This is a genomic window from Sphingopyxis sp. GW821-FHT02C12, from assembly GCF_059421785.1.
The window spans coordinates 2,051,874-2,078,308 of record NZ_JBWKVQ010000001.1 but is presented as its reverse complement, the minus strand read 5'-3'; the positions used below and the strand labels follow the sequence as shown (position 1 = coordinate 2,078,308).

25 protein-coding genes are annotated in these 26,435 nt (G+C 66.7%); 14 read left to right on the top strand and 11 right to left on the bottom strand.

Annotated features, from left to right (window positions below; all coding sequences use genetic code 11):
- Positions 1-52: 52 nt before the first annotated feature.
- The 5 genes from AC07U1_RS09975 to AC07U1_RS09955 form a co-directional block, all read right to left on the bottom strand.
- Positions 53-805, bottom strand: a complete 753-nt coding sequence (locus tag AC07U1_RS09975; RefSeq protein ID WP_056346180.1) for a class I SAM-dependent methyltransferase — start codon at positions 803-805, stop codon at positions 53-55.
- A gap of 177 nt (positions 806-982) precedes the next feature.
- Complete coding sequence (locus AC07U1_RS09970) at positions 983-2,062, bottom strand: S41 family peptidase (RefSeq protein ID WP_495197689.1); 1,080 nt, start codon at positions 2,060-2,062, stop codon at positions 983-985.
- A 128-nt stretch (positions 2,063-2,190) separates the two neighbouring features.
- Complete coding sequence (locus AC07U1_RS09965) at positions 2,191-2,391, bottom strand: hypothetical protein (RefSeq protein WP_056346175.1); 201 nt, start codon at positions 2,389-2,391, stop codon at positions 2,191-2,193.
- A gap of 12 nt (positions 2,392-2,403) precedes the next feature.
- Complete coding sequence (locus AC07U1_RS09960) at positions 2,404-3,537, bottom strand: acyltransferase family protein (protein ID WP_495176632.1); 1,134 nt, start codon at positions 3,535-3,537, stop codon at positions 2,404-2,406.
- Between the two features lie 93 nt (positions 3,538-3,630).
- Positions 3,631-5,148, bottom strand: coding sequence for an acyl-CoA carboxylase subunit beta (locus AC07U1_RS09955; protein ID WP_187142107.1), 1,518 nt, complete (start codon positions 5,146-5,148; stop codon positions 3,631-3,633).
- Positions 5,149-5,204: 56 nt separating this feature from the next.
- On the opposite strand from AC07U1_RS09955, the gene AC07U1_RS09950 reads away from it, so the two are divergent.
- The 3 genes from AC07U1_RS09950 (at position 5,205) to AC07U1_RS09940 (ending at position 7,607) form a co-directional block, all read left to right on the top strand.
- A complete protein-coding gene (locus AC07U1_RS09950; RefSeq protein WP_495176633.1) occupies positions 5,205-5,711 on the top strand; it encodes a thioredoxin family protein in 507 nt (168 codons plus the stop codon).
- 10 nt (positions 5,712-5,721) lie between these two features.
- Complete coding sequence (locus AC07U1_RS09945) at positions 5,722-6,501, top strand: SDR family NAD(P)-dependent oxidoreductase (RefSeq protein ID WP_495176634.1); 780 nt, start codon at positions 5,722-5,724, stop codon at positions 6,499-6,501.
- A gap of 203 nt (positions 6,502-6,704) precedes the next feature.
- Positions 6,705-7,607 (top strand): DMT family transporter, encoded by a 903-nt coding sequence (locus tag AC07U1_RS09940; protein ID WP_495176635.1) that lies wholly within the window; start codon positions 6,705-6,707, stop codon positions 7,605-7,607.
- A 29-nt stretch (positions 7,608-7,636) separates the two neighbouring features.
- On the opposite strand, the gene AC07U1_RS09935 is transcribed toward AC07U1_RS09940, so the two are convergent.
- On the bottom strand, positions 7,637-8,596 hold the full coding sequence (locus AC07U1_RS09935; RefSeq protein ID WP_495176636.1) for an L-threonylcarbamoyladenylate synthase: 960 nt from the start codon (positions 8,594-8,596) through the stop codon (positions 7,637-7,639).
- Between the two features lie 319 nt (positions 8,597-8,915).
- Between AC07U1_RS09935 and AC07U1_RS09930 the strand changes: the two genes are divergently transcribed.
- Both AC07U1_RS09930 and AC07U1_RS09925 read left to right on the top strand, forming a co-directional pair.
- Positions 8,916-10,649, top strand: coding sequence for an acyl-CoA dehydrogenase (locus AC07U1_RS09930; protein WP_495176637.1), 1,734 nt, complete (start codon positions 8,916-8,918; stop codon positions 10,647-10,649).
- A 91-nt stretch (positions 10,650-10,740) separates the two neighbouring features.
- The gene (locus AC07U1_RS09925; protein ID WP_187142114.1) at positions 10,741-13,032 is read left to right on the top strand and encodes an EAL domain-containing protein; all 2,292 of its coding nucleotides are present in this window, start codon (positions 10,741-10,743) and stop codon (positions 13,030-13,032) included.
- A gap of 580 nt (positions 13,033-13,612) precedes the next feature.
- Here the strand turns inward: AC07U1_RS09925 and AC07U1_RS09920 are convergent.
- Together AC07U1_RS09920 and AC07U1_RS09915 are read right to left on the bottom strand one after the other, a co-directional pair.
- Positions 13,613-15,313 (bottom strand): hypothetical protein, encoded by a 1,701-nt coding sequence (locus AC07U1_RS09920; RefSeq protein ID WP_495176638.1) that lies wholly within the window; start codon positions 15,311-15,313, stop codon positions 13,613-13,615.
- A complete protein-coding gene (locus AC07U1_RS09915) occupies positions 15,310-17,016 on the bottom strand; it encodes an Hsp70 family protein (RefSeq protein WP_495176639.1) in 1,707 nt (568 codons plus the stop codon). The genes AC07U1_RS09920 and AC07U1_RS09915 overlap by 4 nt, the downstream gene beginning before the upstream one ends.
- Before the next feature lie 485 nt (positions 17,017-17,501).
- Between AC07U1_RS09915 and AC07U1_RS09910 the strand changes: the two genes are divergently transcribed.
- The 5 genes from AC07U1_RS09910 (at position 17,502) to AC07U1_RS09890 (ending at position 22,204) form a co-directional block, all read left to right on the top strand.
- Complete coding sequence (locus AC07U1_RS09910) at positions 17,502-19,442, top strand: ribonucleoside-diphosphate reductase subunit alpha (RefSeq protein ID WP_056346153.1); 1,941 nt, start codon at positions 17,502-17,504, stop codon at positions 19,440-19,442.
- 160 nt (positions 19,443-19,602) lie between these two features.
- Complete coding sequence (locus AC07U1_RS09905) at positions 19,603-19,887, top strand: endonuclease domain-containing protein (protein WP_495176640.1); 285 nt, start codon at positions 19,603-19,605, stop codon at positions 19,885-19,887.
- A gap of 65 nt (positions 19,888-19,952) precedes the next feature.
- Positions 19,953-21,017 (top strand): ribonucleotide-diphosphate reductase subunit beta, encoded by a 1,065-nt coding sequence (locus tag AC07U1_RS09900; RefSeq protein WP_056347227.1) that lies wholly within the window; start codon positions 19,953-19,955, stop codon positions 21,015-21,017.
- Between the two features lie 127 nt (positions 21,018-21,144).
- Positions 21,145-21,372, top strand: coding sequence for a hypothetical protein (locus AC07U1_RS09895; protein ID WP_056346149.1), 228 nt, complete (start codon positions 21,145-21,147; stop codon positions 21,370-21,372).
- Between the two features lie 58 nt (positions 21,373-21,430).
- The gene (locus tag AC07U1_RS09890) at positions 21,431-22,204 is read left to right on the top strand and encodes an energy transducer TonB (RefSeq protein ID WP_495176641.1); all 774 of its coding nucleotides are present in this window, start codon (positions 21,431-21,433) and stop codon (positions 22,202-22,204) included.
- Positions 22,205-22,210: 6 nt separating this feature from the next.
- On the opposite strand, the gene AC07U1_RS09885 is transcribed toward AC07U1_RS09890, so the two are convergent.
- Positions 22,211-22,708 carry a hypothetical protein gene (locus AC07U1_RS09885; RefSeq protein ID WP_495176642.1) on the bottom strand — a complete coding sequence of 166 codons (498 nt, stop codon included), beginning with the start codon at positions 22,706-22,708 and terminating at the stop codon, positions 22,211-22,213.
- Between the two features lie 243 nt (positions 22,709-22,951).
- On the opposite strand from AC07U1_RS09885, the gene AC07U1_RS09880 reads away from it, so the two are divergent.
- Both AC07U1_RS09880 and AC07U1_RS09875 read left to right on the top strand, forming a co-directional pair.
- Positions 22,952-23,713: a hypothetical protein gene (locus AC07U1_RS09880; RefSeq protein ID WP_495176643.1), complete on the top strand. Its 762-nt coding sequence runs from the start codon at positions 22,952-22,954 to the stop codon at positions 23,711-23,713.
- A 62-nt stretch (positions 23,714-23,775) separates the two neighbouring features.
- The gene (locus AC07U1_RS09875) at positions 23,776-24,303 is read left to right on the top strand and encodes a DUF4440 domain-containing protein (protein ID WP_495176644.1); all 528 of its coding nucleotides are present in this window, start codon (positions 23,776-23,778) and stop codon (positions 24,301-24,303) included.
- Here AC07U1_RS09875 and AC07U1_RS09870 read toward each other — a convergent pair.
- On the bottom strand, positions 24,290-24,580 hold the full coding sequence (locus AC07U1_RS09870) for a TM2 domain-containing protein (RefSeq protein ID WP_495176645.1): 291 nt from the start codon (positions 24,578-24,580) through the stop codon (positions 24,290-24,292). The genes AC07U1_RS09875 and AC07U1_RS09870 overlap by 14 nt on opposite strands.
- 149 nt (positions 24,581-24,729) lie before the next feature.
- Here AC07U1_RS09870 and AC07U1_RS09865 point away from each other — a divergent pair, with 149 nt between their 5' ends.
- On the top strand, positions 24,730-25,338 hold the full coding sequence (locus tag AC07U1_RS09865; RefSeq protein ID WP_495176646.1) for a hypothetical protein: 609 nt from the start codon (positions 24,730-24,732) through the stop codon (positions 25,336-25,338).
- 75 nt (positions 25,339-25,413) lie between these two features.
- A complete protein-coding gene (locus AC07U1_RS09860; protein WP_187142430.1) occupies positions 25,414-25,563 on the top strand; it encodes a hypothetical protein in 150 nt (49 codons plus the stop codon).
- Between the two features lie 98 nt (positions 25,564-25,661).
- On the opposite strand, the gene AC07U1_RS09855 is transcribed toward AC07U1_RS09860, so the two are convergent.
- The gene (locus AC07U1_RS09855; protein WP_056346140.1) at positions 25,662-26,096 is read right to left on the bottom strand and encodes a hypothetical protein; all 435 of its coding nucleotides are present in this window, start codon (positions 26,094-26,096) and stop codon (positions 25,662-25,664) included.
- Between the last annotated feature and the right edge of the window lie 339 nt (positions 26,097-26,435).

The following is a 26,435-nucleotide window of genomic DNA, read 5'->3' as shown; positions in this document are numbered from 1 at the left end:
AGCGAGCGTCCGCGCTGTCCGCCCTACCCACCCCTTGCAGGGAGGGGAAATCTCACCCCGGCTTCTTGAACCGCAGCACGAACTGGTCGGTCCTGCCCTTGATCGCATCGTCGAACACCGGCAGCGTGCGTGTATCGGCCTTGTTGATCAGCATCGGGCTTTCACCCTCAAGCACGAAACCCGCCGCGAGTACCTCGGCCTTCACCGCCTCGGCGTCGATGCGGTGCAGCGTGTCGACGTCGCGCAGCCCCGATCCGGCCGCGGCGCTATGGTCGAGCACGACATAATAGCCGCCAGGCTTGAGCGCCGCGAACGCCGCCTTGTTGATCCGCGCGGCGCCATCGGCGGGGACCTTCGGCCCTTTCAGGTCGTGATAGTTGCGCGACGTCCAGACGACGTCGGCGACACCCGCCGGGGCAATGTCGTCGAGCTTGCCGGTGAACACCTCGATATTGCCGCGCCCCGGTTCGGCGGCGATCGCCTGCGCCTTCGCCGGGTCGCGCAGCTCGGTCGCATAGACCTTGCCCTTCGGCCCCACCGCGTTCGAAAAGATGCGGGTGAAATAGCCCTCGCCGGGCAGGATTTCGACGACGGTGTCGCCGCGCTTGATCCGCGCGAACTTGACCATCATCCCGGGCTTGCGATTCACATCCTGCGCCTTGTCGGCGGCGGGGCGGCCGGGCTCGACCGCCGCGACCTGCGCGTGCGCGGGTTCGACCGGCAGCGCGACCGCTACCCCGGCGACGGCAAGCCCGAAGGCGGCGAAAAAATAGCTGGTGCTGCGAAGCAGTGCCGGACGCGACATGATATTCCTCCCTTTGTGGCGACAGATGACAGCAGCTAGACGCCAGCAACCCGATGATCGGATGCACGCGCGGCATAGAGAATTTGCACAAGTCAAACGTGTATTATTCTGCCAACACACTTGCGATGCCGACGAACGGACGAACGGCGCGGATCAATCCGGCAAATCGGGGTGCGGTCAGCCCGCGGGCTTGGGGCGCCGCCGCTCCATCGGCCAGCCCGGCTTGTGCGCGTCGGACAGGCGCTTCGCCTCGGCGGCATCGACGCCCAGCTCGGTCAGCGCGCGTTCGAGCGCCTCTGCGGGGGCGACCTGGATGTCGGGCAGCACGCCGCTGCCTTCCCAATCCTTGCCGGTCGTGGGATCATAGGTGCGCCCGACCGGGATGAAGGCGCCATAGCCGCCGCCCAGATCCTCGCCGAACCCGAAATGATTGGCACCCGCGGTCGGATCGCCGACCAGCACGCCGCGCCCGGTATGCTTCATCGCGAGCGCAAAATGCTCGGCCGCCGACGCGCTCGCGCCCGAGGTCAGCACATAGACCTTCGCATCGCGCAGCCGCGTGTCGCTATTCGGCGTCGCCCAATGTTCGCGCGTCACCATCGCCGCATCGCCCGTGACCGGCCGCATCGACGGCACCCCGTCGATCGGCGATCCGCCGCGCGCATCGACCGAGGCGCGCGTCGCCATCGTCACCAGCCGCGTCTCCTGGCCGAACAGCCAGGGAAAGATGACGTCCATCTGCGCGAGCCCGCCGCCATTATGCGTCCGGATGTCGAAAATGATCGCCTTCGCATCGGCATGGTCGGCCATGAACTTGGCGGCTTCGGCGGTCACCGCGGCATCGTCGGGAAAGACGTTGAAGCGGACGAAGGCGATGCCGGGGGCGATCCAGCCCGGCTGCTCGACCGGGACCTTTTTCGGGCGCGGCATCGGCGCGGGCGCGCCGGGCACTGCTCCCGCCGGCGGGGCGGCGAGCGGCGTGCGCAACCGCAGATGCCCGTCGGGCGACACCGCATTGATATCGGCGTCGATCGCGCGGCCGAGCGCCTCGCCGGTCAGCGGCGCATAGCGGCCCGCCTTGATCGCGGCGCGGATCGCGGCGGCATAACGCTCGCCGGTCTCGGGATAGACATAGTCGCGCGCGAGCAGCGCGGCATAGGCTTCGGCGACGGCGTTTGCGCTGATGGGGGCGCTCACCGGCGCGGCCTCGTCGGCGGCGAGCGCCGGGGATGACGCGGCAAGCGGTAACGCCGCCATCCCCGCAAGCAAAAGGGCAGGAAAAAGGCGCGGCGAACGAATCATCTTGGTCTCCAATCCAACCCCGGTCGGACGAAGGTGTATCACATCATCAATACAGATCAACTACATTTGTAGTCGAACGCGATTCACGGCTTCTTGCGCGCGAACCAGATCAGGAACACGCCGACCACCGCGAGCACCGTGCCGTTGCGCGTCCAGGTCGTGTCGCCGAGCATGAAACTGCTCGCCGGCCAGCGCACGATGTCGAGTCCCTGCAGGATCCACAGCCCGCCCATCATGATCGCCGCGATCCCGATGACCGCGATAATGCCCTTCGCTGCACCCATGCCCGCTCTCCCCTATCGGCGCTGCAGTCCGATCAGCGGCCGCAGCCAGGTGATGCTGCGCCCGATCCGGTAGAAAAGCCAGCATCCCGTGACGGTCGCCGCGAGCAGCACCACGAACGACGGCAACGCACCGACCCCCGCCTGCAACAGCCACCAGCCGACCACAACGATGATCGTCTGGTGAATGATGTAGAATGGGAACACCGCCTCGGCGAGCATCGCGCGGCTCGGATGGTCGCGGTTCCAGAAGCGATCGGCAATCCCGGCCAGTGCGACGATCACCAGCCAGCCGTTGATATTGCGCGCGACATGATAGGGCAGGAACACCCAATCGGGCGCGACCGTGTCGCCCGGCCATGTTCCTTCGACCCACGCGACGGGAACGAAGGCGAGCAGCCCGACGACCAGCGCGACCTTCCACCAGCGCGCGACCGCTTCGAACAGGACGGGCCGCACGCGCAGCAGCCAGCCGATGCCGAAGGCCGCCAGATAATGAAGATGCGACGGCCCGTCGTCGAACAGCGCGTGCGTCTCGTCATGGTCGGGAAAGGCGAGGTAGAGCGCGATCCACCAGAAAGCCGGCACGACCAGCAGCCGCCACCCGCCGAGAAGGTGCGCCGCGCCGTCGGCGATCCGCGCCCGCGCTGCGGCGGGGATCAGCGCCAGCAACAGTGCCGCGAGCATCGTATAGACCCACAGGTACACGACGAACCACAGATGCTGCCAGGTCGGCAGCGCGATGCCGTCGATGAACCGGAAGCCGAAATAATCGTGCAGCCAGAAATACAGGAAGCCGTGCGGATAGCCGTGCTGGCCCTTGAGGTCGATCCATGGCTGCGGCGGGACGATCACCGCCATGCCGAACACTAGCGGGATCAACAGCCGCGCGCTGCGCGACCGCGCGAAACCGCCCGGACCGCCGAGCTTCGCGAACAGCGCCGCGCTCGCATAACCCGACACCAGGAACAGCAGCGCAAGCCGCCAGCTGTTCGTCGCGAGCATCGGGATCGCCACCCAATCGAGCGGCTGGGCGATCTTCACATGCCAGCCCCACGGCACGAAATACATGCCGATATGATAGAGGATCAGCAGCGCGAACGCCCCGATGCGGAGCCAGTCCATCCCGTAATGGCGTTGCGTGCTCATCGGCCCCCTCACCCCGTCATTGCGAGCGCAGCGAAGCAATCCAGAGCGGGTTACGCAACCCTGGATTGCTTCGCTGCGCTCGCAATGACGAATTTACCGGAGAACCCGCCACGCCAGTTCGGCAAACTCGCACAGCAACGGCCGCGTATCGCGCGGGTCGATGATATCCTCCACCCCATATTTCTCCGCCGTCCGGAACGGCGATCGCACGCGGTTCAATCGTTCGCGGATCGCTTCCAGATGCGCCGCGGGGTCCGCCGCCGCCTCGAGCTCGCTCTTGTACGCGACCTCGACCCCGCCCTCGATCGGCAGGCTGCCCCAGTCGCCGGACGGCCAGGCGAAGCGGTACTGGAAGCGTTCGGCGTTCGACATCGCGCTCCCCGCGATCCCGTAAGCGCGGCGCACCACCACCGACGCGAGCGGCACCGTCGCGCGGTAGATCGCGTTCATCGCCTGCACCCCGTAACGGATCGTCCCCGTGCGCTCGGCCTCGCCGCCGATCATGAAGCCCGGATTGTCGACCAGATGCACGATCGGCAGCCGGAACTGGTCGGCCATCTTGACGAAGCGCTCGGCCTTCTCGCTCGTCTTCGCGTCCCACGACCCGCCGAGGAACGACGGATCGCTCGCCAGCACCGCCACGGGATAGCCATCGAGCCGCGCAAAGGCGGTGATCGCGGCTCGCCCCCAGCGCGCGCCCATCTCGAAAAAGCTGCCCTGATCGAACACCGCACCCGCGATGCGCCGCATCGAATAGACCTGCTTCGCCTCGCGCGGGACGATCGAGAGCAGGCTTTCCTCGCGCCGGTCGATCGGATCGCGGCATTCGGTCCGCGCCGCGCGGTCGTGGATCGACGAGGGCAAATACGACAAAAAGCGCCGCGCCGCCGCGAACGCCTCAGCCTCGCTCGCGACCTCGTCGTCGACCACGCCGTTGCGCGTATGCACGTCGACCCCGCCCAGTTCCTCGCGGTCGAGCGTATCGCCGATCGCCGCCGCGACCGCCGGCCCCGCCGCGAACAGCTGCGACAGCCCACGCACCATGATGCTGTAATGGCTCGCCACCACCCGCGCCGCGCCCAGCCCAGCGGTCGGTCCCAGCGCCAGCGCCACCACCGGCACGGTATCCAGATTGGCGATGATCTCATGCCACCCCGGAACATGCGGAATATAGGTATAGCCCATATCCTCGAGCGTCTTCACCGACCCACCGCCGCCGGTGCCGTCGATCATGCGGATCAGCGGCAGGCGATATTCATGCGCCATCGCCTCGCACTGGACGAATTTGCGGTGCAGCGCCGCATCGGCCGCGCCGCCGCGCACGGTGAAATCGTCGGCCGAGGCGACGACCGGCCGCCCGTCGATATTGGCGCGGCCGAAGATGAAATTGCTCGCCGCCAGATCCTCGAGTTCGCCATCGGCGTCATATTTTCCGCGCCCGGCGATCTTGCCGATCTCGCGAAAGCTGCCCGGGTCGACGATCGCATCGAGCCGCGCCCGCGCGTCCATCTTGCCGCGCCCGTGCTGGCGCGCGACCTTTTCATCCCCGCCCATCTTCTCGGCCATGGCGCGGCGCGCGGCGAGTTCGTCGACTTCTTTTTTCCAGCTCATGGGAGGAAGGCTATCTTACGTTGACGGAAACGTCATGCGAAACCTATCGTCGGGCCATGACGCGCAAAATCGCCCTCGCTTTCGCCGCCCTGCTGCTCCCGCTGACGCCCGTTTCGGCGAGCGAGGACGCGCCGCTCCGCAGCATCCCCGGCGTCGCCACCCCCTATGAAACCACGGCCTTCGATCCCGATGCCGACGCGATGGCGGCGGTCGACGCGGCGCTTCATGCGGCATGCCGGTCGGGCAAGCGCGTGCTGCTGGTGATGGGGGCGAACGATTGCCACGACAGCGCCTGGCTCGCCAATGCGGTGACCAGCGCCGACCTCGCCGCCGCCCTCGCCACCCGCTACCATATCGTCTTTGTCGATATCGGCATGCCGCAGGTCGGGCGCGGCCGGAACCCGGAAATCCCGACGCGCTTCGGCTTCAGGAAAATCAAGGGCACGCCCACGGTCGCGATCCTCGACGCGCGCGGCCATGTCCTCAACCGCAAGGCGGCGCCCAAATGGCGCAACGCCGCGAGCCGCAATGTGACCGAAATCCAGACCGAATTGATGCAATAGGGAGAGAGACATGGCCGAGATCAACCTTGCGGGGCGCACCGCGCTCGTCACCGGCGCCTCGCGCGGCATCGGCCGCGGCATCGCGCTGGCGCTGGCGAGGGCAGGCGCCGACATCGCGGTCAACTACACCCGCGACGCCGACGCCGCCGCCGCGACCGTCGCGGAGATCGAGGCGCTCGGGCGCAAGGCGAAAGCCTATCGGGCGTCGGTCACCGACGAGGATGCCTGCGCCGCGATGATCGCCGCGATCGAAAGCGACCTCGGCCCGCTGTCGATCCTGATCAACAATGCCGGCATCGCCAGCCGCGGCCGCACCGTCGCCGACACCGATCCCGCCGAACTCGAACGCGTCATCGCGACCCATGCGCTCGGCCCGCACCGCGTCAGCCGCCTCGCGCTGCCGCAGCTGCGCAGCCATGCGCGCAGCGACATCATCGTCATTTCCAGCGTCGCGACGCTCAGCCACAGCGCCAATGGCGCGCCCTATAATATGGGCAAGGCCGCGGGCGAGGCGCTCGCGCTGACGCTGGCCAAGGAAGAGATGGCGAACGGCATCCGGGTCAACATCGTCTCGCCGTCGCTGACTGTCAGCGACATGGGCGACAAGCTGGCACGCGCGATCACCGGGCAGGACGACATCCATCACCTCGACGCCAAATTCCCCTTCGGCCGCGTCTCGCTGCCCGACGATGTCGCGGCGGCGGTGCTATGGTTCGTGTCGGACGCCAACCCCTATTGCTCGGGGCAGAAGCTCAACATCGACGGGGCGGGCATGGCGACGTTTCGGTGACGCTTTCCCTCTCCCCTTGGGGGAGAGGGTTGCGAAGACTTGCCAGCTTGCTGGCTGGTCGCAGCTGGGTGAGGGGTTGCGAGCCCTTGGCTCGCGCGGAGCAAAGCTCCGCTCACCCTCATCCAAGTCCGCCTAATCGCCTGCGGCGATAAGGCTTCCTATCCTTCTCCCCTCAAGGGAGAAGGTCGGGTACAGCGCCCGCCATGCGCCCCGATTCGCCCTCCCCTACCATCCCCTTCCTGATCGCGTGCGCCGGCATTGCGACCTTCTCGGCGATGGACGTGCTTATGAAGGGGCTGTCGATCGACATCGGCGCGTATAACGCGGTGCTGTGGCGCACCGGCACCGGCGCGCTGGTCAGCGGCGCGATCTATGCCGTCAGCCGCCCGACGATGCCCGACCGCGCCACGATGAAAATCCACGCGGTCCGCTCGCTGTTCGTCGCGGGTATGGCATTGAGCTTCTTCTGGGGCCTCGCGCGGCTGCCGATGGCCGAGGCGATCGCGATCGCCTTCGTCGCGCCCTTGCTCACCCTCTACATGGCGGCGCTGTTCCTCGGCGAGAAGATCGGCCCGCGTTCGATCGCCGCGTCGCTGCTCGGCATCGCCGGGGTGCTCGTCATCGTCGCGGGCAAATTGGGCCGCGGCGACTATGCGCCCGAGGCGCTATGGGCGGTCGGCGCGGTGTTTTTCTCGGCGATGCTCTACGCCTATAACCTCATCCTCGCGCGGCGGCAGGCGAAGATGGCCGAGCCGCTCGAAATCGCCTTTTTCCAGAATTTCTTCGTCGCGCTGATCATCGCGCTCGGCGCGCCCTGGTTCCTCGCGGTGCCGGGCGGCGACCATGCGCCGCATATCCTCGGCGCCGCGATCCTCGCGACCCTGTCGCTGCTGCTGCTGAGCTGGGCCTATGCCCGCGCCGAGGCGCAGATCCTCGCGACCACCGAATATACCGGCTTCCTGTGGGCGATGATGTTCGGCTGGTTCTTCTTCGACGAACGCGTGACCTGGCCGACGATCGCCGGCGCGCTGCTGATCGTCGCAGCGTGTTTGATCGTGGCGCGCAAGGTCCCGCACGACGATCCCGTCGAGCCGGCGGCGGCTTAGTCCCCCTCCCGCTCGCGGGAGGGGAGAAGTTAGGCCGCCGCGCGCGACAGCCGGTCGTTGATCGCCGCGCCCAGCCCGTCCTGCGGGATCGTCGCCACCGCGATCTTCGTCTTCGCGCTCGCCGCCCCCGCGTGCAGCGCATCGAACAGGCGCGCCGCCGCCTCGGTCAAATCGCCCCCCACGCTCAGCTGGTAATCGCCCAAAACCGCGCCGAACCCGATCCCATATTCGTCCGGCGCAAAATCCGCCGCCCCCAGTCGCACCGGCTTGCCCGGCGCATAATGGCTCGCCAGCATCCCCGGCGCGACGATCTCGGCCCCCTTCACCCCGGTCACCGCCAGCCCGGACGCCTCGCCCAGCATCGCCGCCGTCACCGGCCCCGGGCGCAGCACTTCGACCGCGCCGTCCCGCACCCGCGCGATCGTCGATTCGACGCCCGCCGTCGTCGGCCCGTCGTCGATCACCATCGCGATCCGCCCGTCGAGCGTCGCGAGCACATGGCTTGCCTTGGTCGGACTCACTCCGCCGCTCGCATTGGCGCTCGGCGCCGCGAGCGGGGCACCGCTTGCCGCCAGCAGCGCCTGCATCGCGCGGTGCCCCGGCACCCGCAGCGCAATCGTATCGAGCCCCGCCGTCGCGATGCTCGCGACCGGGCAGCCCACCGTGCGCGGCACCACCAAAGTCAGCGGCCCCGGCCAGAAACGCGCCGCCAGCGCCCGCTCGACTTTGCCGAACACCCCCAGCTTTTCCGCCGCCGAGAGGTCGGGCACATGCACGATCAGCGGGTTGAAGTCGGGCCGCCCCTTCGCCGCGTAAATCCGCGCCACCGCCGCCGCGTTGCGCGCGTCGGCGGCGAGACCGTAAACCGTCTCGGTGGGCACCGCGACCGGCCACCCCTCCCCGATCAGCCCCCCGGCGCGCGCGATTGCATCCGCGGAGAAAGCGCGGGTATCGGTGAAGGTAAGCGGTGTTGTTTGACCCTCGGCCATGCCGCGCTATAGCGCCGCCACCTGTGGAATCATCCCTAAAAGGGGAACGCAGGGTCACCATCCGTTGCTGGCGCGCTCGAGGTTTGAGGCGATTTTGTTCAGGGCAAGGAAGCGAGACGAAGGCATATAAACATATTCCAAGGCTCGCTGACGCAGCCATGGACAAAATCGACCAAATCCCGCAGGGACGCCGAAATGGCTTCGATCTCGCCTCCGTGCGGCCTTGCTGATGGAACCACCATCAGCAGCGGCCCCACGAAGGCGATATCTTCGCCATTTCGACGCCTCGAGCGTGCCAGCAACGGATGGTGACCCTCACATGACCTATACGCCGCCGACCACCGAGCAACTTTTCGTCCTCGACCATATCGCGCGCATCGACGCGATGGCGCAGCACGAGCGTTTCGCCGACGCGACCCCCGACATGGTCGAGGCGATCGTTACCGGGATCGGCGAATTCGCGGCAGAGGTCTATGCGCCGCTCAACCGCGTCGGCGACGTCCAGAATCCCAAATGGGACAATGGCAAGGTCACTATGCCCCCGGGGTTCAAGGAGGCCTATCGGGCGTTCGTCGACGCCGGCTGGGGCAGCATCGACGGCCCGACCGAATATGGCGGGCAGGGCCTGCCCTTCACCCTCGCCACGGTGGTGATCGAGGCGCTCGGCAGCGCCGACATGGGCTTCACCCTCTGCAACATCCTGACCCCCGGCGCGATCCACGCGCTGATGGCCTATGGCACCGAGGACCAGCGCCGGACCTGGCTCCCGAACCTCGTGTCGGGCGCCTGGAACGGCACGATGAACCTGACCGAACCGAGCGCCGGCAGCGACGTCGGCGCGCTGCGTTCGACCGCCGAAGCGGTCACCGAAGGCCCCGACGCCGGCCTCTACAAGATCCGCGGGCAAAAAATCTTCATCACCTTCGGCGAGCATGACCTCACCGACAATATCGTCCACCTCGTCCTCGCCCGCACCCCCGGTGCGCCGGAGGGAACGCGCGGCATTTCGCTGTTCCTCGTCCCCAAATATCGCCTCGACGCCGCCGGCAATTCGACGATTTCGAACGGCGTCCATTGCGCGTCGATCGAGCACAAGCTCGGCATCCACGGGTCGCCGACCGCAGTGATGGTTTACGGCGAGGACGAGGATTGCCTCGGCGAGATCGTTGGCGCCGAAATGGGCGGCATGCGGGCAATGTTCGTGATGATGAACAACGCGCGCCTGATGGTCGGTTGCCAGGGGGTCCAGATCGCCGAGCGCGCAACCCAGCAGGCGCAGACTTTCGCCGCAGAGCGCGTCCAGTCGGCGCTCGCCGGCGGCACCGACCGCAATCCGGTCACCATCGACCAGCACCCCGACGTCCGCCGCATGCTGTGGCGGATGCGCGCCCAGACCGAAGCCGCGCGCGCGCTGACCTATTATGCCGCCGCCCAGATCGACTTCGGCAAATTGGGCGACGAGGGCGCCGCGATGCGCGCCGAAATCCTGATCCCGCTGGTCAAGGCGCATGCCACCGACATCGGCTGCGAGGTCGCCAGCCTCGGCATCCAGGTCCATGGCGGCATGGGCTTCATCGAGGAAACCGGCGCCGCGCAGCATTATCGCGACGCCCGCATCGCCCCGATCTACGAAGGCACCAACGGCATTCAGGCGGCCGACCTCGTCGGACGCAAGCTCGGCATGGCGGGCGGCGACCTCGTCCGCGGACTGATCGACGACATCGCCCGTGGCGCGGCCGATTTCCCCGAATTGCAGCAACTCGTCGACGCGTGCCGCGCAGTCACCGACTGGATGGTCACCGCCCCCACCGGCGACCGGCTCGCGGGCAGCTATCCCTATCTCACCATGCTGTCGACCGCGACCTGCGGCTGGCTGATGGCGCTGCAGCACAAGGCGGCGAAAACCGCGCTCGAAGAGGGCCAGGGCGACGCCGCCTTCCTCGCAGCGAAAATCGCCTCGACGCGTTTCTACCTGCAACAGATCGTCCCCGCCGCCGTCGGCCTCGCCCCGTCGGCTCTCGCCGGCGACGCGGCGCTTCCTGCGCTGGGATAACACGCCCAAACCAGCCACCCTTCCCATGATTAACGCGATGATAACCATCGCGGCCTAGGCACGTGGGGTAGTCGCTGGGAGACGTGCGCGCGTGCCGATTGGTGTCAACAGGATGATCGTCAGCTGGCGCACCCTCGGGCTCGCGCTGCTGCTCAGCATCGCGGTCGGCGTGTCGGGCATCGGCGAACTTCCCGACCGATTGATCGCGATGGTGACCAGCCGGGTCGGCGACCGCCCGGTTTCGGGCGATATCGTCATCGTCGCGCTCGACGATCGCACGCTCGGCCAGACCCCCGGCGGCAGTTTTTCGATGACCCAATATGGCGAGGTGATCAGCGCGATCGACAAGGCCGGCGCGAAGCGCATGTTCCTCGATTTCTATTTCGACCGCCGCGAATCGGACCCCGACTTCTCGCGGCTGACCGCCGCGGTGCGCAAGATGGGCGACCGCGCCGTGCTCGCGGTCGCGACCAAGTCGATGCCCGGCACCGACCGCAGCCGCTCGATCTTTCCCAACCCGGCGTTCGGCGACAAGGCGCAGCTCGCCAGCATCGCGTGGGATTTCGAATATTGGCAGGTGTGGAACGTGCCGATCACCTATGTCGCCGACGGCCGCAAGCTGCCCAGCTTCGCGTCGCTGCTCGGCGGCAAAAGCTCGGCCGAACCGAAAAGCTTCCGCCTCGATTTTTCGTACAACACCAGCAGCATCCCGCAATATGGCGCCGCCGACCTGCTCGCCGGCCGCGTCGGTGCGGCGCAGCTCCGCGGCAAGGACGTCATTTTCGCGCCGACCGCCTCGACCTTTCAGGACGCCCATTATCTGCCCGGCCACGACCTTGTCCCCGGTGCCTATATCCATCTGATCGCGGGCGAGACGCTGAAGCGCGGTAATCCGGTCGACATCGGCTGGGCGCCGCCGCTGGCGTTCGTCGCCTTGCTCCTGCTCGCCGCGCTGCTACCGCGCTTTCAACGCTGGTACGCCCCGGTCGCGCTCGCCGCGGTGGGGATCGCGATCGTCGGCAAGGTCCTGCTCACGACGCTGCTCATCACCACCTCGATCGGCGCCTCGCTGTTCCTGATCGCGGCGGTCAGCGCCAATGTCAGCCGCAAGCGCCGCCGCTTCTCCGCCCAGCGCGAAAACCCGGTGTCGGGCCTGCCCAATTTCGAAGCGCTGCGCACGCAGCCCGCCTTCGGCAGCGCGACGGTTATCGCCGCCAAGCTCGTCAATTTCGAGGATCTCGCCGCCTTCCTCCCCGGCGAGGGCAGCCAGCAGCTCGTCGACCAGGTCGCACGCCGCCTGACGCTCGCGTGCCACGGCACCCAGCTCCATCACGACCTCGACGGCACCTTCGCCTGGCTCGTCCCCTATTATCAGCACAGCCAGATCGAGGGACATCTCGCCGGCCTCGCCGCGCTGTTCAACGCCCCGCTGACGATCGGCGAGCTGCGCGTCGACGTCGCGATCGCCTTCGGGGTCAACGACGAGTTCGAGGGATCGAACGCGCAGCGCCTCGCCGCCGCGCTCGTCGCCGCCGAACGCGCGATCCGCACCCGCGCGCTGTGGACCAAATATTCGCCGCGCCAGAAGGAAGACGCCGGCTGGCAGCTCAGCTTCCACTCGCAGCTCGAGGATGCACTCACCGGCGGCGACATCTGGGTCGCCTTCCAGCCGCAATATGAGATCCGCACCCGCGAGCTTGTCGGGGTCGAGGCGCTCGCGCGCTGGACCCACCCGACGCGCGGGCCGATCCCGCCCGACGAATTCATCGTCCAGGCTGAAAAGAGCCAGGACATTTATCGCCTCACCCTGTTCGTGATGGACCAGGCGATCCGCTCGGCGGCGCAACTGCGCGACCGCGGACTCCGGATCAACATGTCGGTCAATCTCTCGGCCACCCTCCTCGACCACGCCGACCTTGTCGGCACGATCCGCGTCATGCTGACCGCGCATCATTTGCCGCCCGAAATGCTGACGATCGAGATTACCGAAACCGCGCAGATCGAAAACAGCCGCCAGGCGCGCCAGACCCTTGCGCAACTCCGCCGCGCGGGCATCCGTCTGTCGATCGACGACTATGGCACCGGCCAGTCGAACCTCGAATATCTGACCGAAATCGAAGCCGACGAAATCAAGATCGACAAGCGCTTCGTGATGACGATGCGCGATTCGCAGCGCAACTTCGAAGTGGTTAAGTCCACGATCGACCTCGCGCACCGCCTCGGCGCCGTCGCGGTCGCCGAAGGCATCGAGGATGCCCCCACCATGGCGCTGCTCGAAGAGCTCGGCTGCGACGTTGGCCAAGGCTATCACCTTGGCAAACCGCAACTATTTACCGAACTCACGACCTCGCTCGCGACCACCCCGCACAGCCGCTCCGCCTAATCGTTACCAAAATGGTACCAAAACTAGTTAAGACTCGATTTACCACGTCTCTTAGGGTATACGCCCTGTTAACTGCTCTGCTTGGGCAGTGCACGCGATGCATCTAGGAGACAGCACATGGGTTGGTTCTGGCGGTTCATGGGCGGCGGCGGCACCGGTAGCGGTGGTGGCCAAGCCTAATCCGAACGAAATAGAGAAAGGGCCCCGGCATCGCCGGGGCCTTTTTTTCGTTTGGGGTGGTGGAAATCGACCGGGCGGGCGGAACGAGGCCTGGCAACGCTCGACCGATTGCGGCCCCGCCTCTTCTTCAAGCGACGGGCTGCGGACATCGGCCACCATCGTCACCCCGGGCTTGATCCGGGGCCTGCCTTGCCTTTTCCCGCGAGGATGACGCCGCGATCCTGCGCGACGAGCGGATCAAGCGAGGGCTGCGGCCCTCGAATATGATCTGACGCAAGCTCGCCGAGGATTTCGGGTTCGAGTCTTTGCCGCTGGGGAGAAGAAAGGCGGGTCCCGGATCAAGTCCGGGATGACGAGGTTACAAACGTCCGCGTCTTTCCCAATACAATCCTCCCTTCCCTCACCCCTTGATGAACAGCCGGTCGGCAAGCCGCCGCACGACGAGCGCCATCGGGACGAGCAAAGGGAACGCCATCAACAGCACGATCAGCACGATATAGGCGAAGTAGAAGGCGGTGGAGAGCGGCGGACGCCAGGCGTTCACCGCCGCGTCCTGCACCAGCAGCAGCAATATCCCCGCCAGCACCACCGGCGCGGCCGGCAGGTCGGGCATGGTTCGGGCCCCCGCAACGACCACGATCACCGCCGCGATCAACAGGCCCACTCGCACCGCACCGAGCATCGTCGCGGGCAAGGCCTCCCATGTCGCCACCAGCCGTTCGCGCAGCAACTGCGCCGCCGCCACGACCAGCAGCCCGGGCGCGATCGCCTGAACCCATTCGGGCGCATGGACCACCGCAAAGGCGCCGAACAGCCCCGCCGCCATGATCGGATAGCGCCCGTTGTACAGGCCCCACAGCGCCGGATCGCGCTCGTCCTCGGACGGCAGCACCGCCCCGCTGAGCGGCAACAGCGCGACATTCGCCAGCGCGAGCGCGATGCCGATCGCCCAATGCGGCGGCAGCAGAACGGCAAGCGCGAACACCACCAGCATCAGCGCGAGCGCGCCGGCCTGCCGCGCCGTCAACGGACCGCCATAGCGCGACGGGCGCGTGGGGCGAATGCGCTGCAATCCCCAGCGATACGCGGCAAGCCCGACCAGCCCGGCCAGGAAAAAAACCCAGAAGGCGGCATTGCCGGCGGCGGCATCGAGGTCGATCCAGCTCGCCGCGATCGCCGCGATGGCGCCGAGCACGACGAGTCCGAACAACGATCCCAGCGAAATGCCGGGATTGCTCATCCGCTCCCACGCGGCGACGATGTCGGCATCGAACCGGTATTCGCCCTCGGGATGCCGCCGTCGCAGCTCGTCGAGGAAAGCGGTGATCCGCCGCTTCGGGAAAAAGTCGCGCCACCAGCGGCCGCTCGGCGCCTGTTCGATATCGTCGATCACCTGCTTCGCATGGCCGGCGATGACGCCTTCGCCGATCTGCTGGAACCAATGCTCGGCCGCGGCGCGCTGCCCGACTTCGCGGATCGCCCAGTCGGTCCCGACCCGCTGCGAACGCCGCACCCAGCCATAATGCCAGCTCGCCAGCCGCAAGAGATAAGACGCGTCGGCGCCATGGTCGAGCGCGAGATGGGCGAGGCGATACTCGGCATCCTCGGCCGCATCGACCGTCTCCAGCGCGGGTTCGGCCCACAGCGCGCGCATCTCGCGGTCGAGGGTCCGCTCGCGCCCCTCGCCGCCCGCCACCAGTGCCGCCTCGATCGCCGCGAAGCGCGCCGCGACCGGATCCACCGCGGGCGCGGCCCAAGGGTTGGCCCGCTCGGGCGTCCGGATCGATGGCACCGCCGCCTCCACCGGATCGCCGGACAGGGTCGTCCAGCCGTCACCCGCCGCCAAGCTGTCCCCTGGCCCTGCCGGGTCGTCCGGCGCATTCTCGGGCCAGTCGATGCCCTCATCGTCGATCGCGCCGTCGTCGATCCAGCGCGCTTGTCGCAGCGCGTCTTCCAGACGTCCGCGCAGCGCGATGAATTTCGCCGGTTCGGCCTCGACGTCGATCTCTTTCAGCTTCCCGGCATAGGCGCGCTTGATCGCCCGCTCGTCGCTCGTCGGATCGATCCCCAGGCTGCTCCACGGCGGCCGGCGGCGGCTCACAGGAACTGCTCTCCGTCCATGCCGTCGACCGCCTTGTCGAGTTCGGTCCGTGCCGCCTCGATCTCGCGCGGTTCCTGCCGCGCCAGCACCGCTTCGAATTGCGCGATCCATTCGCCGACCAGTTGCCGCTCATAGCCCAGCCGGTTTTCGAACAGCTGGTTGGCGCGCGCCAGCGTCGCGGCGTTCGCGGCTTCCTCGCGCGGATGGATCTTCAGCGCCTCCAGCGCCTTGCGGCGCTTGGCGAAATCGGCCTCGCTCTCGCGATCCTCCTCGTCGCGGATCACCAGCTGGCGCCGTGTTCCGGTGCCCGGCACTTCGACGTCGATCTCGAGCAGCCCCGACACGTCATAGGTGAAGCGCACCGCGATGCCGATCTGTCCGCCATGCCCCTGCGGCAACGGCACGTCGAGTTGCCCCAGCTTGACGTTCTGCGCGACGAAGCGCGATTCGCCCTGATAGATACCAAAGGTCACGCTCTGCTGGTGCGCCTCCATCGGCGAATAGACCTCGCTGCGGCTCGCCGGGATCACCGTGTTGCGTTCGATGATCGGCGAGAACAGCCCGGTGGTCACCTTGCCGCCCGCATCGCGGTGCCCCGTATCGACCCCCAGCGTGAAAGGGCAGACATCGGTCAGGCGGATCTCCTTCAGCGCCGCGTCGCGGCTCTTCAGCCCCGCCTGCACCGCCGCGCCCAGCGCGATCGCATGGTCGGGGTTGATCTGCGCGTTGGGAAAGCGCCCGAACATCCGCGTCACCGCGCGGCGGACCAGCGGCATCCGCGTCGCGCCGCCGACCATCACGATCTCCGACAGGCCTTCCGCCCGCACATTGCCGTCGCGCAGCGCGCGCAGCACCGGGTCGCGCAATCGGTCGATCAGCGGCTGCGCCCGCGCCTCGAACGCCTCGCCGATAATCTCGCATTCGAACGCCTCGCCCCTCCACACGATCTGGAACGGCGCGCGGTCGGCGTCGCTCAGCGCGCGGCGGGTGCGTTCGGCGGCGGCACGCATCACCTCGTCGAGCATCGCGCTGTCGCCCGGCTTCGCCTTCAGCCCCTCGCCCAGCGCATCGCGTGCCAGCGCGACGATCGCCGCGTTGAAATCCTCGCCGCCCAGCCGGTTGTCGCCCGCCGAGGCGCGCACCTCGATCACCCCGTCGAAAATCTCGACCAGCGACACGTCGAAGGTGCCGCCGCCCAGGTCGAAGACGAGGAAGGGCCGTTCCTCCTCGAGTTCGTGGATGCCATAGGCCAGCGCCGCCGCGGTCGGCTCGTTGATCAGCCGCTCGACCTTCAGCCCGGCGAGTTCGCCCGCGCGCCGCGTCGCCTTGCGCTGGCGGTCGTTGAAATAAGCGGGGACGGTGATGATCGCGCCGGTGACCGGTTCGCCCAGAAACGCCTCGGCATCGGCCTTGAGCGCGCCGAGCACCATCGCCGACAGCTCTTCGGGGCGATAGCGGCGCTTGCCCAATCGCGCTTCCTCGGTCGTGCCCATCCGCCGCTTGAAGATCGTCGCCGTCGCCTCGGGATGCGTCGCCTGCCGCTCGCGCGCCGCAAGGCCGACGAGCAGCGCGCCGTCGTCGCCGACGCTGACCGCCGAGGGGGTGAGCAGGTCGCCGAGCGCGTTGGGAATCAGTTCGGGGCCGCCGTCGCGCCACACCGCGACCGCGCTGTTCGTCGTCCCCAGATCGATCCCCACCAGCATAAGTGCCTGTCCCCCAACGCGCTTCCAGGGCACACCGCCTAAAGGCTGCGCGCCGCGATGAAAAGCCGCTCCCCCATATCTTGTGTCACCCGAAAAAATTTTTGCCGGTGCGGCACTTTTGTCACGCCCGCGCCGGACCCGCGGAAAGCCGCGGCCCGACTCCGCGAAGCGTGCTTTGCCATCGACGAAACGAATCAAAATGGCGACGAGTCGAGTCCCTAATCTGTCATTTACTCTCTTGCGTCTCAGCGCCGACGTGGCACTATGGATGGTGGGTAGACCACGGGGGCACCCCAAGAAATAGTGCTTGGCTGGAAATGGCGGTTTTCCGTCGCTCATGAGACATGGGCACGGGAAAGAGCGTTTTGCGCCCAAAAATATGTGCCCCCGAGGACGGTTTAGATGCTAGGCTGGGGTTTCGTCCCGAGTCGAACAAGACAGGAACAGGCGCGCGATGCGCGCCGGTGTAATCGAGGGCGTGATACATGGATTTTCGGGAAACGGACCGGGTGGAGACGAGCGACGTGGCGACGATGGAATTGACGAAAAACGACACGCAGGCGGCCCCCGAATCAAAGGGCGATTCGCCCGCAACGGCAAAGCTCAACGACAGCGGCGAGGCGAAAGTCCACGCGCGCCGGTTCGAGGTCGTCACCGACCGCAGCCGCGACGCGCTGCTCACCGACTTCGGCAAGGAAACGCTCGAAGACCGCTATCTGCTTCCCGGCGAATCCTATCAGGATCTCTTCGCGCGCGTCGCGTCGGCCTATGCCGACGATCAGGACCACGCCCAGCGCCTCTACGACTATATCTCGAAGCTGTGGTTCATGCCCGCGACCCCCGTTCTCTCGAACGGCGGCACCGGCCGCGGCCTGCCGATCAGCTGCTATCTGAACTCGGTCCCCGACAGCCTCGAAGGCATTGTCGAGACGTGGAACGAGAATGTCTGGCTCGCCAGCCGCGGCGGCGGCATCGGCACCTATTGGGGCAGCGTGCGCGGCATCGGCGAGCCCGTCGGCCTCAACGGCAAGACCAGCGGCATCATTCCCTTCGTCCGCGTGATGGACTCGCTCACCCTCGCCATCTCGCAGGGCAGCCTGCGCCGCGGCTCGGCCGCCTGCTACCTCGACATCTCGCACCCCGAGATCGAGGAGTTCCTCGAAATCCGCAAACCCTCGGGCGACTTCAACCGCAAGGCGCTCAACCTCCACCACGGCGTGCTGATCACCGACGAGTTCATGGAGGCCGTCCGCGACGGCACCGAATTCAACCTGCGCAGCCCCAAGGACCAGAGCGTCCGCGGCGCCGTCGACGCGCGCAGCCTGTTCCAGAAGCTCGTCGAAACGCGCCTCGCGACCGGCGAACCCTACATCATCTTCATCGACCAGGTGAACCGCATGATGCCCAAGCATCACCGCGATCTCGGGCTCAAGGTCACCACCTCGAACCTGTGCAGCGAAATCACGCTGCCGACCGGCCGCGACCATCTCGGCAACGATCGCACCGCGGTCTGCTGCCTCTCGTCGCTCAACCTCGAAACCTGGGACGAGTGGAACGGCGACAAGATGTTCATCGAGGATGTCATGCGCATGCTCGACAACGTCCTGCAGGATTATATCGACCGCGCCCCGCCCGAAATGGCGCGCGCAAAATATAGCGCCAGCCGCGAACGTTCGGTTGGCCTCGGCGTCATGGGCTTCCACAGCTTCCTCCAGGCGCGCGGCCTGCCGTTCGAGGGCGCGATGGCGAAATCGTCGAACCTGCGCGTCTTCAAGCATATCCGCGCCCAGGTCGATCAGGCGTCGATGCTGCTCGCCAACGAGCGCGGCCCCTGCCCCGACGCCGCCGATCAGGGCGTGATGGAGCGGTTCAGCTGCAAGATGGCGATCGCGCCGACCGCGTCGATTTCGATCATCTGCGGCGGCACCAGCGCGTGCATCGAGCCGATCCCCGCGAACATCTACACCCACAAGACGCTCTCGGGCAGCTTCTCGATCCGCAACCCGCACCTCGAAAGCCTGCTCGTCGACAAGGCGAAGAACAGCGACAATGTGTGGAACTCGATCCTCGAAAAGGGCGGCAGCGTCCAGCACCTCGACTTCCTGACCCAGGACGAGAAGGACTGCTACAAGACCAGCTTCGAGATCGACCAGCGCTGGCTGCTCGAACTCGCCGCCGACCGCACCCCCTATATCGACCAGGCCGCGTCGCTGAACCTGTTCATCCCCGCCGACGTCGAGAAATGGGACCTGCTCATGCTCCACTATCGCGCGTGGGAACTCGGCATCAAATCGCTCTATTACCTTCGGTCGAAATCGGTGCAGCGCGCCGGCTTCGCGGGCGGGGTCGAGGCCGACAACACCGCCGAAGCGCCGGTGTATCAGCTGGAGAGCACCGATTACGATGAGTGTCTGGCCTGTCAATAAGGCATAAAACCCCTCTCCCCTTGTGGGAGAGGGAGGGGCCCGTCGCCGCGTGAGCGGCGATGGGAGGGTGAGGGGGCGAGGCCGCAAAGCTGACCTCCCTTGGTGGACGACCGAAAGAGCACGCAAGCTCCGCCGCGAAGCCACCGACGCAGAGAAGCGCATGTGGCGCGCCTTGCGGGAGGCTTTCCCTCTCGCAAAGTTTCGCCGCCAGCAAGCTCTCGGGCCCTATTTCGCCGATTTCGCATCGCACGCCGCGCGGCTGGTGATCGAAATCGACGGGGGACAACATGGCGAAGCCGTCGCCTATGACGAAGCGCGCACGCGCTTTATCGAAGGCGAAGGCTATCGGGTGATCCGGTTTTGGAATGACGATGTGATGACGAATATCGAGGGAGTGCTGGCACAAATCGACGCCGCCCTGGCCCCCTCACCCTCCCAAGGCTGACGCCTTGGGCCCCTCCCTCTCCCACAAGGGGAGAGGGAATGAAGTTCGAACGCAAGGATAGACTGATGCCCCTTCTAGAAGCCCGCAAGACCTACAAGCCCTTCGAATATCCCTGGGCGTTCGATTTCTGGAAGCGCCAGCAGCAGATCCACTGGGTTCCCGAGGAAGTGCCGCTGGGCGAGGATTGCCGCGACTGGGCGCAGAAGATCAGCGACCATGAACGCAATCTGCTCACCCAGATTTTCCGCTTCTTCACCCAGGCCGATATCGAGGTGCAGGATTGCTACCACGACAAATATGGCCGCGTGTTCAAGCCGACCGAGATCAAGATGATGCTGACCGCGTTCAGCAACATGGAAACCGTCCATATCGCGGCGTACAGCCACCTGCTCGACACCATCGGCATGCCCGAGAGCGAATATGGCATGTTCCTCGAATATGACGAGATGCGCGCCAAGCACGACTATATGCAGCAGTTCGGGGTCGAGAATGACGAGGATATCGCGCGCACCCTCGCGATGTTCGGCGGCTTTACCGAGGGCTTGCAGCTCTTCGCCAGCTTCGCGATGCTGATGAACTTCCCGCGCTTCAACAAGATGAAGGGCATGGGCCAGATCGTCAGCTGGTCGATCCGCGACGAAAGCCTCCACTGCGAAGGCATCATCAAGCTGTTCCACACCTTCACCAAGGAACGCGGCTGCCTGACCAAGGCGGTGAAGGAAGACATCATCGACACCTGCCAGAAGACCGTGCGGCTCGAGGATGCGTTCATCGACCTCGCCTTCGAACAGGGCCAGGTCCCCGGCATGACGCCCAAGGAGATCAAGCGCTACATCCGCTACATCGCCGACTGGCGCCTGGGGCAGCTGGGTTTCCAGCCGATCTACATGATCGACGAACACCCCCTCCCCTGGCTCGCCCCGCTGCTCAACGGCGTCGAGCACGCGAACTTCTTCGAAACCCGCGCCACCGAATACAGCAAGGGCGCAACCCGCGGCGAATGGAACAGCGTGTGGTCGAGCTTCGACAACCGCAAAAAGGCCAAGACCAGCGACGACGCCCCCGCGGTGAACGACGCCGGCGACGAGGGCGAAGACATGTTCGCCAAGGCCGGGATCGCCGCGGAGTGATAACCAAACCCCTCCCCTTCAGGGGAGGGGCAGCGAAGCTTGCCAGCTTGCTGGCTTAGCGCAGCGGGGTGGGCCAGCAACCTCAGGGCACAGGCCCCCGCCCAATAAACAGAACAAGGCAAAGACAATGACCGACAAGAAACCCAAGCTCCTCATCCTCAGCCAGCCGCAACGCGCGACGCTCGAAGGCCTGTCGAACCGCCGCCCCCAACTCCCCACCGACCCGATCCGCGACGAACTCGTCACGCTGGGACTGGTGGTCGCACAGGGCGCCAAATGGGCGCTGACCCCGCAGGGCAAGAAGGTGCTGGCGGCCAGCTCGAACCGGCGGAATTCGGGCGGGTTTTCGGTTTAATGGTGGTATTCGAAGACCGTCATCAAGACGGCGCAAGACTTTACGGAACAGAGCATCCATGACGCCGTACCAGGCTATTGCCAGCGCCGCCGGAGTCGTCGCGCTGGCGCTCGCTGCGCCCGCGTCAGCAACACCGGCCGCTACGCCCAAGGTCGAACGCGTAACCGACCGTTACGGCACGGTACGGGACGTCCAAGTCCTGTCCCCATCGCCTGACGAGCCCGCTATACGCCCGCTTACTCTCGCTGAACGCTACGCGCTGTGGTCCGGCGCCGGAAGGGAAAGCGTCGGCTCGACGCGCGTATCGATGCTCTGCCCGGTCTTGCCTAACGGGGCCGTCAGCTTCGATTGCACCGCCGAGGGTTTTGACGCCGATGGTCCCACGGCGGCGATCGCCAAAGATTTGCTCTACTACGCGCATCCATCCTTCACGCCGTTCGCAGCGATCGAAGCCAGTGCCGAAAACGGCCCCTGGCGCAGCGTCCGCTTCGACGTGGATATCGACCCCGCAACGCGCCCTGCGCTCGATCTCGACAACGGCGAGTTCGTCGATAGCGTCCTGCTCGGGCCGTTGTTCAAGATCACGGCGGGCGACTATCCAGCGCGCGCGATGCGCTATAATGCACAAGGGACGCTCTCCGTCGAATGCCAAGTGCAGACCGACTATTCGTTGATTTGCCGGACCACTAGCGCGAACCCGCCAGAATTCGCTGGCTATTTCTCTCGCTGGGCTGAGCACCGGAGCCGCGAAGTGCGCATGCCCGCAACGCTGCCTGACGGACGTCCAACCGTCGGCCTACGCACACGTTTCCCCGTACGGTTCCAAAATTGATCAAGCCTAGTTCACCGTAACGCCGCTCGGCACCCCGCGCATCCCCGCCACCGCGAACATCACCCCGCCGCGCACCGCGTCGGGCGTGTCCTCCAGCAGCGCGAGCTTCACCAACTCGCGCGTCACCTCGCTGTCGTCGTCGACCACCAGCCGCAGCGATTCCACACCGACCCCGTCCTTCGCCAACACCACGTCGCGGACCAGCGCCAGCGGCCAGCGCGCGCTGCCGCCGCGGTACAGCGTCACCCCGTCGTGGCGGACATAGGCGTTCCGCCACCGCCACAGCCGCCGGAAATAGACGAAGCCCAATAGCGCGACCGCCATCAGCGCGGTCATCACGACATCGCCGAACATAATGTGCCGCACGACCTCGCCGACCGTGTCGCCGCGCGCCTGCATGGCGACCAGCGCGGCGAGCGCCAGCGCGCACAGCAATTGCCCCGCCGCCAGCGGTTTCGGCTTCAGCCGCGCGATCACGATCGTCATCCGGTCCCCAGTTCTCATCGCGCGCCTAGATAGGCACGCCCACGCGGCAGCGCCAGACGGCGGCCGCAAGAACCCGATAAAGGACCGCGTGACGAAATAGGATCGGCTCCGGCCATTCGCGGCTTTCCTAATTTATTCCGCCATGCTTCACCCGGTGCGATGACGCACGCGCCCACCCGCCCTCTCGCCGCCCCATGGTCCGACGTCGGGCGGCTTAAGGGCACAAAGGGCACAATTTCGCTGCGCGCACCGGGGAATCTTGTGACCTTAAGCGCCATCGCGGCCCTTCTGTTCCTCCTCGCCCCCCCCGCCGCCGCGCAGACCGTCACCCCTGTCCCCGCGGCGATTCGCGCCGAATTCGACCTGCCGCCGCGTGCCTATGCCAAATATCTCAACGCCGGCGGCATCCCCGTCCTCGGCTCGGCCGCGGTCGGCGACGCCGCGTTGCAGAAGGCGCGCGTCAATGTCCTCACCCTGCTCGCGACGCGCCCCGGGGTCGCGGCGCGGCTGCGCTCGCAGCGCGTCCGCGTCGTCATCCTCGCGCGCGGTGAGACCGTCGGCGCCATCCCCGAATATCGCGCCGCCTTTCCCGACCGTTCGCTCGACAAGCGCTTCTGGGGCGGCTTCGGCGCGACGCCGACGCTGCCGATCGTCGCGGGGACCGAGGCGAATTTGATCGACGGCCAGAATGACGAAAATGTCTTCGTCCATGAATTCGCGCATACGGTCGCCGAAATGGCGCTCGCCGCCGACCCCGCTTTCGCGAAGGGCCTGACCGCCGCCTGGACCCACGCCCGCAAGGCGCGGCTGTGGGCGAACACTTACGCGGGCAGCAGCCGCGACGAATATTGGGCCGAGGGGGTGCAGGCCTATTTCGACGTCAACCGCGAAGGCCCGCCGGGCGGCGACGGCGTCCACAATGACCGCAACACCCGCGCCGAACTGCGAGACTATGACCCCCTGCTCTTCGCGCTGATCGACCGCGTCTATCGCGGCGCGACCCTGCGCGACGCGGCGGACTGAGGCTGCGCTTGCATCGCATCGCCCGGACTGTATTATAAAGACAACACAGTAGGAAAACCGCCATGTCCCTCAGCTTGCTTCTCGCCGCCGCGCTCGCCGCCCCCGCTCCCCAGCCAATGCCGACCGGCGAGGCGCTCACCGCGCAGATCGCCGACGAGGACGCGCAGCTGTTCCAGGCGGTGTTCGAAGGCTGCCGGCCGCAGGCGCTGACCGACCTGCTCACCCCCGGTTACCGCATGGTCCACGACAAGGACGGCCTCGCCATCCCCGACCGTGCCGCCTTCGTCGCGGGGCTCGAAAAGCAATGCGCCGCGCGGGAACCCGGCGGCGCCAACGCGGGGTACAAGAACCGCCGCCTCCTCGTCCCCGGCTCGCGCACCGTCCGCGCCATGGGCGACTGGGGCGCGCTCGAGGAGGCGAGCCATGTCTTCTTCGAATGGAATGCAAAGGCCGACCGCTGGGACATGGTCGGCGGCGCGCGCTACATGCATGTCTGGCAATGGATGCCCGCCGAGGGCCGTTTCCGCCTGACCGAAAGCCTCAGCTACGACCATGGCGCCGCGGCGCCCGCCCCGTCTAGCGCGCCATGAACGGGATCATCACCGCGTCGGCGAGCACCCACAGCGACCAGAGGATCAGCCCGATATAAAGGATCGGCGACAGGAAGGCCATGATGCCGACGACCAGCGTGCCCGCGAGCAGCAGCACCATCGCGATGCCGCTGTTGTTGTAACCGAGGTAGAAACGGTGCGCCGCGACCCCGCCGAGGAAGAACCACAGCAGATACGCCACCAGGATCGATTTCTGGTCGCGCCGTTCGAAACGCACGTCCGAAAAGGCGTAAAGGTCGCCATTATATTCCGCCATCGCCATCCCCCTGCCGGCCCAAATACCCCGCCGCCCTCCTCGCACAAATTGCTGATCTATCGGTAAACGGCGCGCGCTTGACAGCGGGACGGCGACGGGCGCACCCCGGATACGGGCAGCCGCACCGCTCGCCGGAGGGAGACCAACCGATGACCGTCCGCCACCGCACCGCCACCGCCTTTCTCCCCGCGCTGCTCCTCCTCGGACCGCCCACCGCCGCCACCTCCGTCGTCGCGACCCCGCCGCACCGGATCGACCGCGCCTGCGCGATCGCCGCCGACGTGCTTGTCCGACTCGTCGCCAACGCCAGCCCGCGCCCCAACGTGCTGCTCGGCGTCAGCGTCACCACCGATGCGCTCGGCACGGCGACGTGGGAGGACAATGCCGCGCTCGCCGCCGAACTCGGCAGCCACGCGGGCCAGCCCGACCGCGTGCCGCTCCGCCTACTCTCGCTGCGCCGCCTCGACGACGGCGGCGACAAGACACGCGCGCTCTATGTCGCGACGGTCGAACGCGACCGCTGGGAACTCACCCGCTACACCGGCACCGACGGCCTGCTGATGCCCGTCTACGAACCCGATCCGCATTATGAAACAAGCAGCAACGCCTGGCTCGTCACCTTTCGCGGCAACCAGGTCGCCACGCTGCGCGAGGCGGGCGAACTCTGGGCGATCGGCCGCGGCGATGGCGCGATCGACTGCCGCGGCGCGATCGACCCCGAAGCCCCGATTCCGGTCTCGGCCCCTCACAGCGACTGACCGCCTCACCGGCGCGACAAGCCGCCGCCGCGCGCCGCGAAATCCTGCTATGCCGGTGGCGGAAGGAGACAGCCCATGCAGGCCGTAACCGAAGACGACCGCCGCAAGGAAATCCGCGTGCTGCTGCACCAGATCGAGGCGCATCCCGAACGCGACTGGAGCGCCGCGCGCCGCCGTCTCGCGACGCTGAGCAAGCTCGTCACGGTCCCGTCGAAGCGACACTGACCCGCACGACGGGCAAAAGAAAGGCGGGGCGGCGGCCGAAACCGCGCACCCCGCCGATCCTGTTTCCAGTGGCGCCGACGATGTCGGCGCGCCTTGGCTTATTCTTCGAGCCCGGCGAGCTTCGGACCGATCGTCTTGGCGACGTCGACGCGCACCGAGGCATTATGTTCGGCGACGGTCATCACGACCTTGCCGTCCTTATCGAGCAGCACCGCTTCCTCGTTCGAGCCTTCGGGCGCGAGCTTGACGATCAGCGGGCGCGGATAGAGGCGGTTGCTCGCCCCGTTGCTGCCGTCGACCACACCGCCGACGATGCCGCCGAGCAGGATGTTGCCGAACGCCGAACCGCCGAGCTTCGACTGGATCAGCACATAGGTCGGCTTGTAACCCGGCAGCGTGATGTCCGCGCGCTGATCATTCTTGCGCTTGAACTCGAGCTTGCACGGCGTCGTGCAGCTGTCGCCGCTGGTGAATTTGACGAGCGCCCCGCCCGGGTTCGTCTCGGTCGAATAATCGGTCTTGGTACCGTTCACTACCGTGGCGCAACCCCCGAGTCCGAAGGACAGGGCTGCTGCGACCGCCACAGAAATTTTCGCTTTCACTGGTATTCCCCCTTGTTGAAACCAACGTCGTGATGGATGCAAAAAATGCAACGGTAAAGCGTTTTCCTCGTGCGACGAACCGAGGGGCGGAGGCGCCCGCGAAAAGCGCGGAAAAGCGTGTAGTGAACGCGTGATTAACCGGTACGACGGGCCATCGCACCGGCAATTACAGCCCTCACCAGACCCTTCGTCGTGCCTTCGCGGCGCCCCGTCCGATTCGCCCCCGGCGCGCGCAACGCGCCGCCGGCACCGCCGTTTCGACGGCACGGC

What these genes read in the sequence shown, in the direction of transcription:
- AC07U1_RS09975 (WP_056346180.1), bottom strand. Translation starts at nt 805, where the DNA reads ATGTCGCGTCCGGCACTGCTTCGCAGCACCAGCTATTTTTTCGCCGCC.
- AC07U1_RS09970 (WP_495197689.1), bottom strand. Translation starts at nt 2,062, where the DNA reads ATGGCGGCGTTACCGCTTGCCGCGTCATCCCCGGCGCTCGCCGCCGAC.
- AC07U1_RS09965 (WP_056346175.1), bottom strand. Translation starts at nt 2,391, where the DNA reads ATGGGTGCAGCGAAGGGCATTATCGCGGTCATCGGGATCGCGGCGATC.
- AC07U1_RS09960 (WP_495176632.1), bottom strand. Translation starts at nt 3,537, where the DNA reads ATGAGCACGCAACGCCATTACGGGATGGACTGGCTCCGCATCGGGGCG.
- AC07U1_RS09955 (WP_187142107.1), bottom strand. Translation starts at nt 5,148, where the DNA reads ATGAGCTGGAAAAAAGAAGTCGACGAACTCGCCGCGCGCCGCGCCATG.
- AC07U1_RS09950 (WP_495176633.1), top strand. Translation starts at nt 5,205, where the DNA reads ATGACGCGCAAAATCGCCCTCGCTTTCGCCGCCCTGCTGCTCCCGCTG.
- AC07U1_RS09945 (WP_495176634.1), top strand. Translation starts at nt 5,722, where the DNA reads ATGGCCGAGATCAACCTTGCGGGGCGCACCGCGCTCGTCACCGGCGCC.
- AC07U1_RS09940 (WP_495176635.1), top strand. Translation starts at nt 6,705, where the DNA reads ATGCGCCCCGATTCGCCCTCCCCTACCATCCCCTTCCTGATCGCGTGC.
- AC07U1_RS09935 (WP_495176636.1), bottom strand. Translation starts at nt 8,596, where the DNA reads ATGGCCGAGGGTCAAACAACACCGCTTACCTTCACCGATACCCGCGCT.
- AC07U1_RS09930 (WP_495176637.1), top strand. Translation starts at nt 8,916, where the DNA reads ATGACCTATACGCCGCCGACCACCGAGCAACTTTTCGTCCTCGACCAT.
- AC07U1_RS09915 (WP_495176639.1), bottom strand. Translation starts at nt 17,016, where the DNA reads ATGCTGGTGGGGATCGATCTGGGGACGACGAACAGCGCGGTCGCGGTG.
- AC07U1_RS09910 (WP_056346153.1), top strand. Translation starts at nt 17,502, where the DNA reads ATGGATTTTCGGGAAACGGACCGGGTGGAGACGAGCGACGTGGCGACG.
- AC07U1_RS09905 (WP_495176640.1), top strand. Translation starts at nt 19,603, where the DNA reads ATGTGGCGCGCCTTGCGGGAGGCTTTCCCTCTCGCAAAGTTTCGCCGC.
- AC07U1_RS09900 (WP_056347227.1), top strand. Translation starts at nt 19,953, where the DNA reads ATGCCCCTTCTAGAAGCCCGCAAGACCTACAAGCCCTTCGAATATCCC.
- AC07U1_RS09895 (WP_056346149.1), top strand. Translation starts at nt 21,145, where the DNA reads ATGACCGACAAGAAACCCAAGCTCCTCATCCTCAGCCAGCCGCAACGC.
- AC07U1_RS09890 (WP_495176641.1), top strand. Translation starts at nt 21,431, where the DNA reads ATGACGCCGTACCAGGCTATTGCCAGCGCCGCCGGAGTCGTCGCGCTG.
- AC07U1_RS09885 (WP_495176642.1), bottom strand. Translation starts at nt 22,708, where the DNA reads ATGAGAACTGGGGACCGGATGACGATCGTGATCGCGCGGCTGAAGCCG.
- AC07U1_RS09875 (WP_495176644.1), top strand. Translation starts at nt 23,776, where the DNA reads ATGTCCCTCAGCTTGCTTCTCGCCGCCGCGCTCGCCGCCCCCGCTCCC.
- AC07U1_RS09870 (WP_495176645.1), bottom strand. Translation starts at nt 24,580, where the DNA reads ATGGCGGAATATAATGGCGACCTTTACGCCTTTTCGGACGTGCGTTTC.
- AC07U1_RS09865 (WP_495176646.1), top strand. Translation starts at nt 24,730, where the DNA reads ATGACCGTCCGCCACCGCACCGCCACCGCCTTTCTCCCCGCGCTGCTC.
- AC07U1_RS09860 (WP_187142430.1), top strand. Translation starts at nt 25,414, where the DNA reads ATGCAGGCCGTAACCGAAGACGACCGCCGCAAGGAAATCCGCGTGCTG.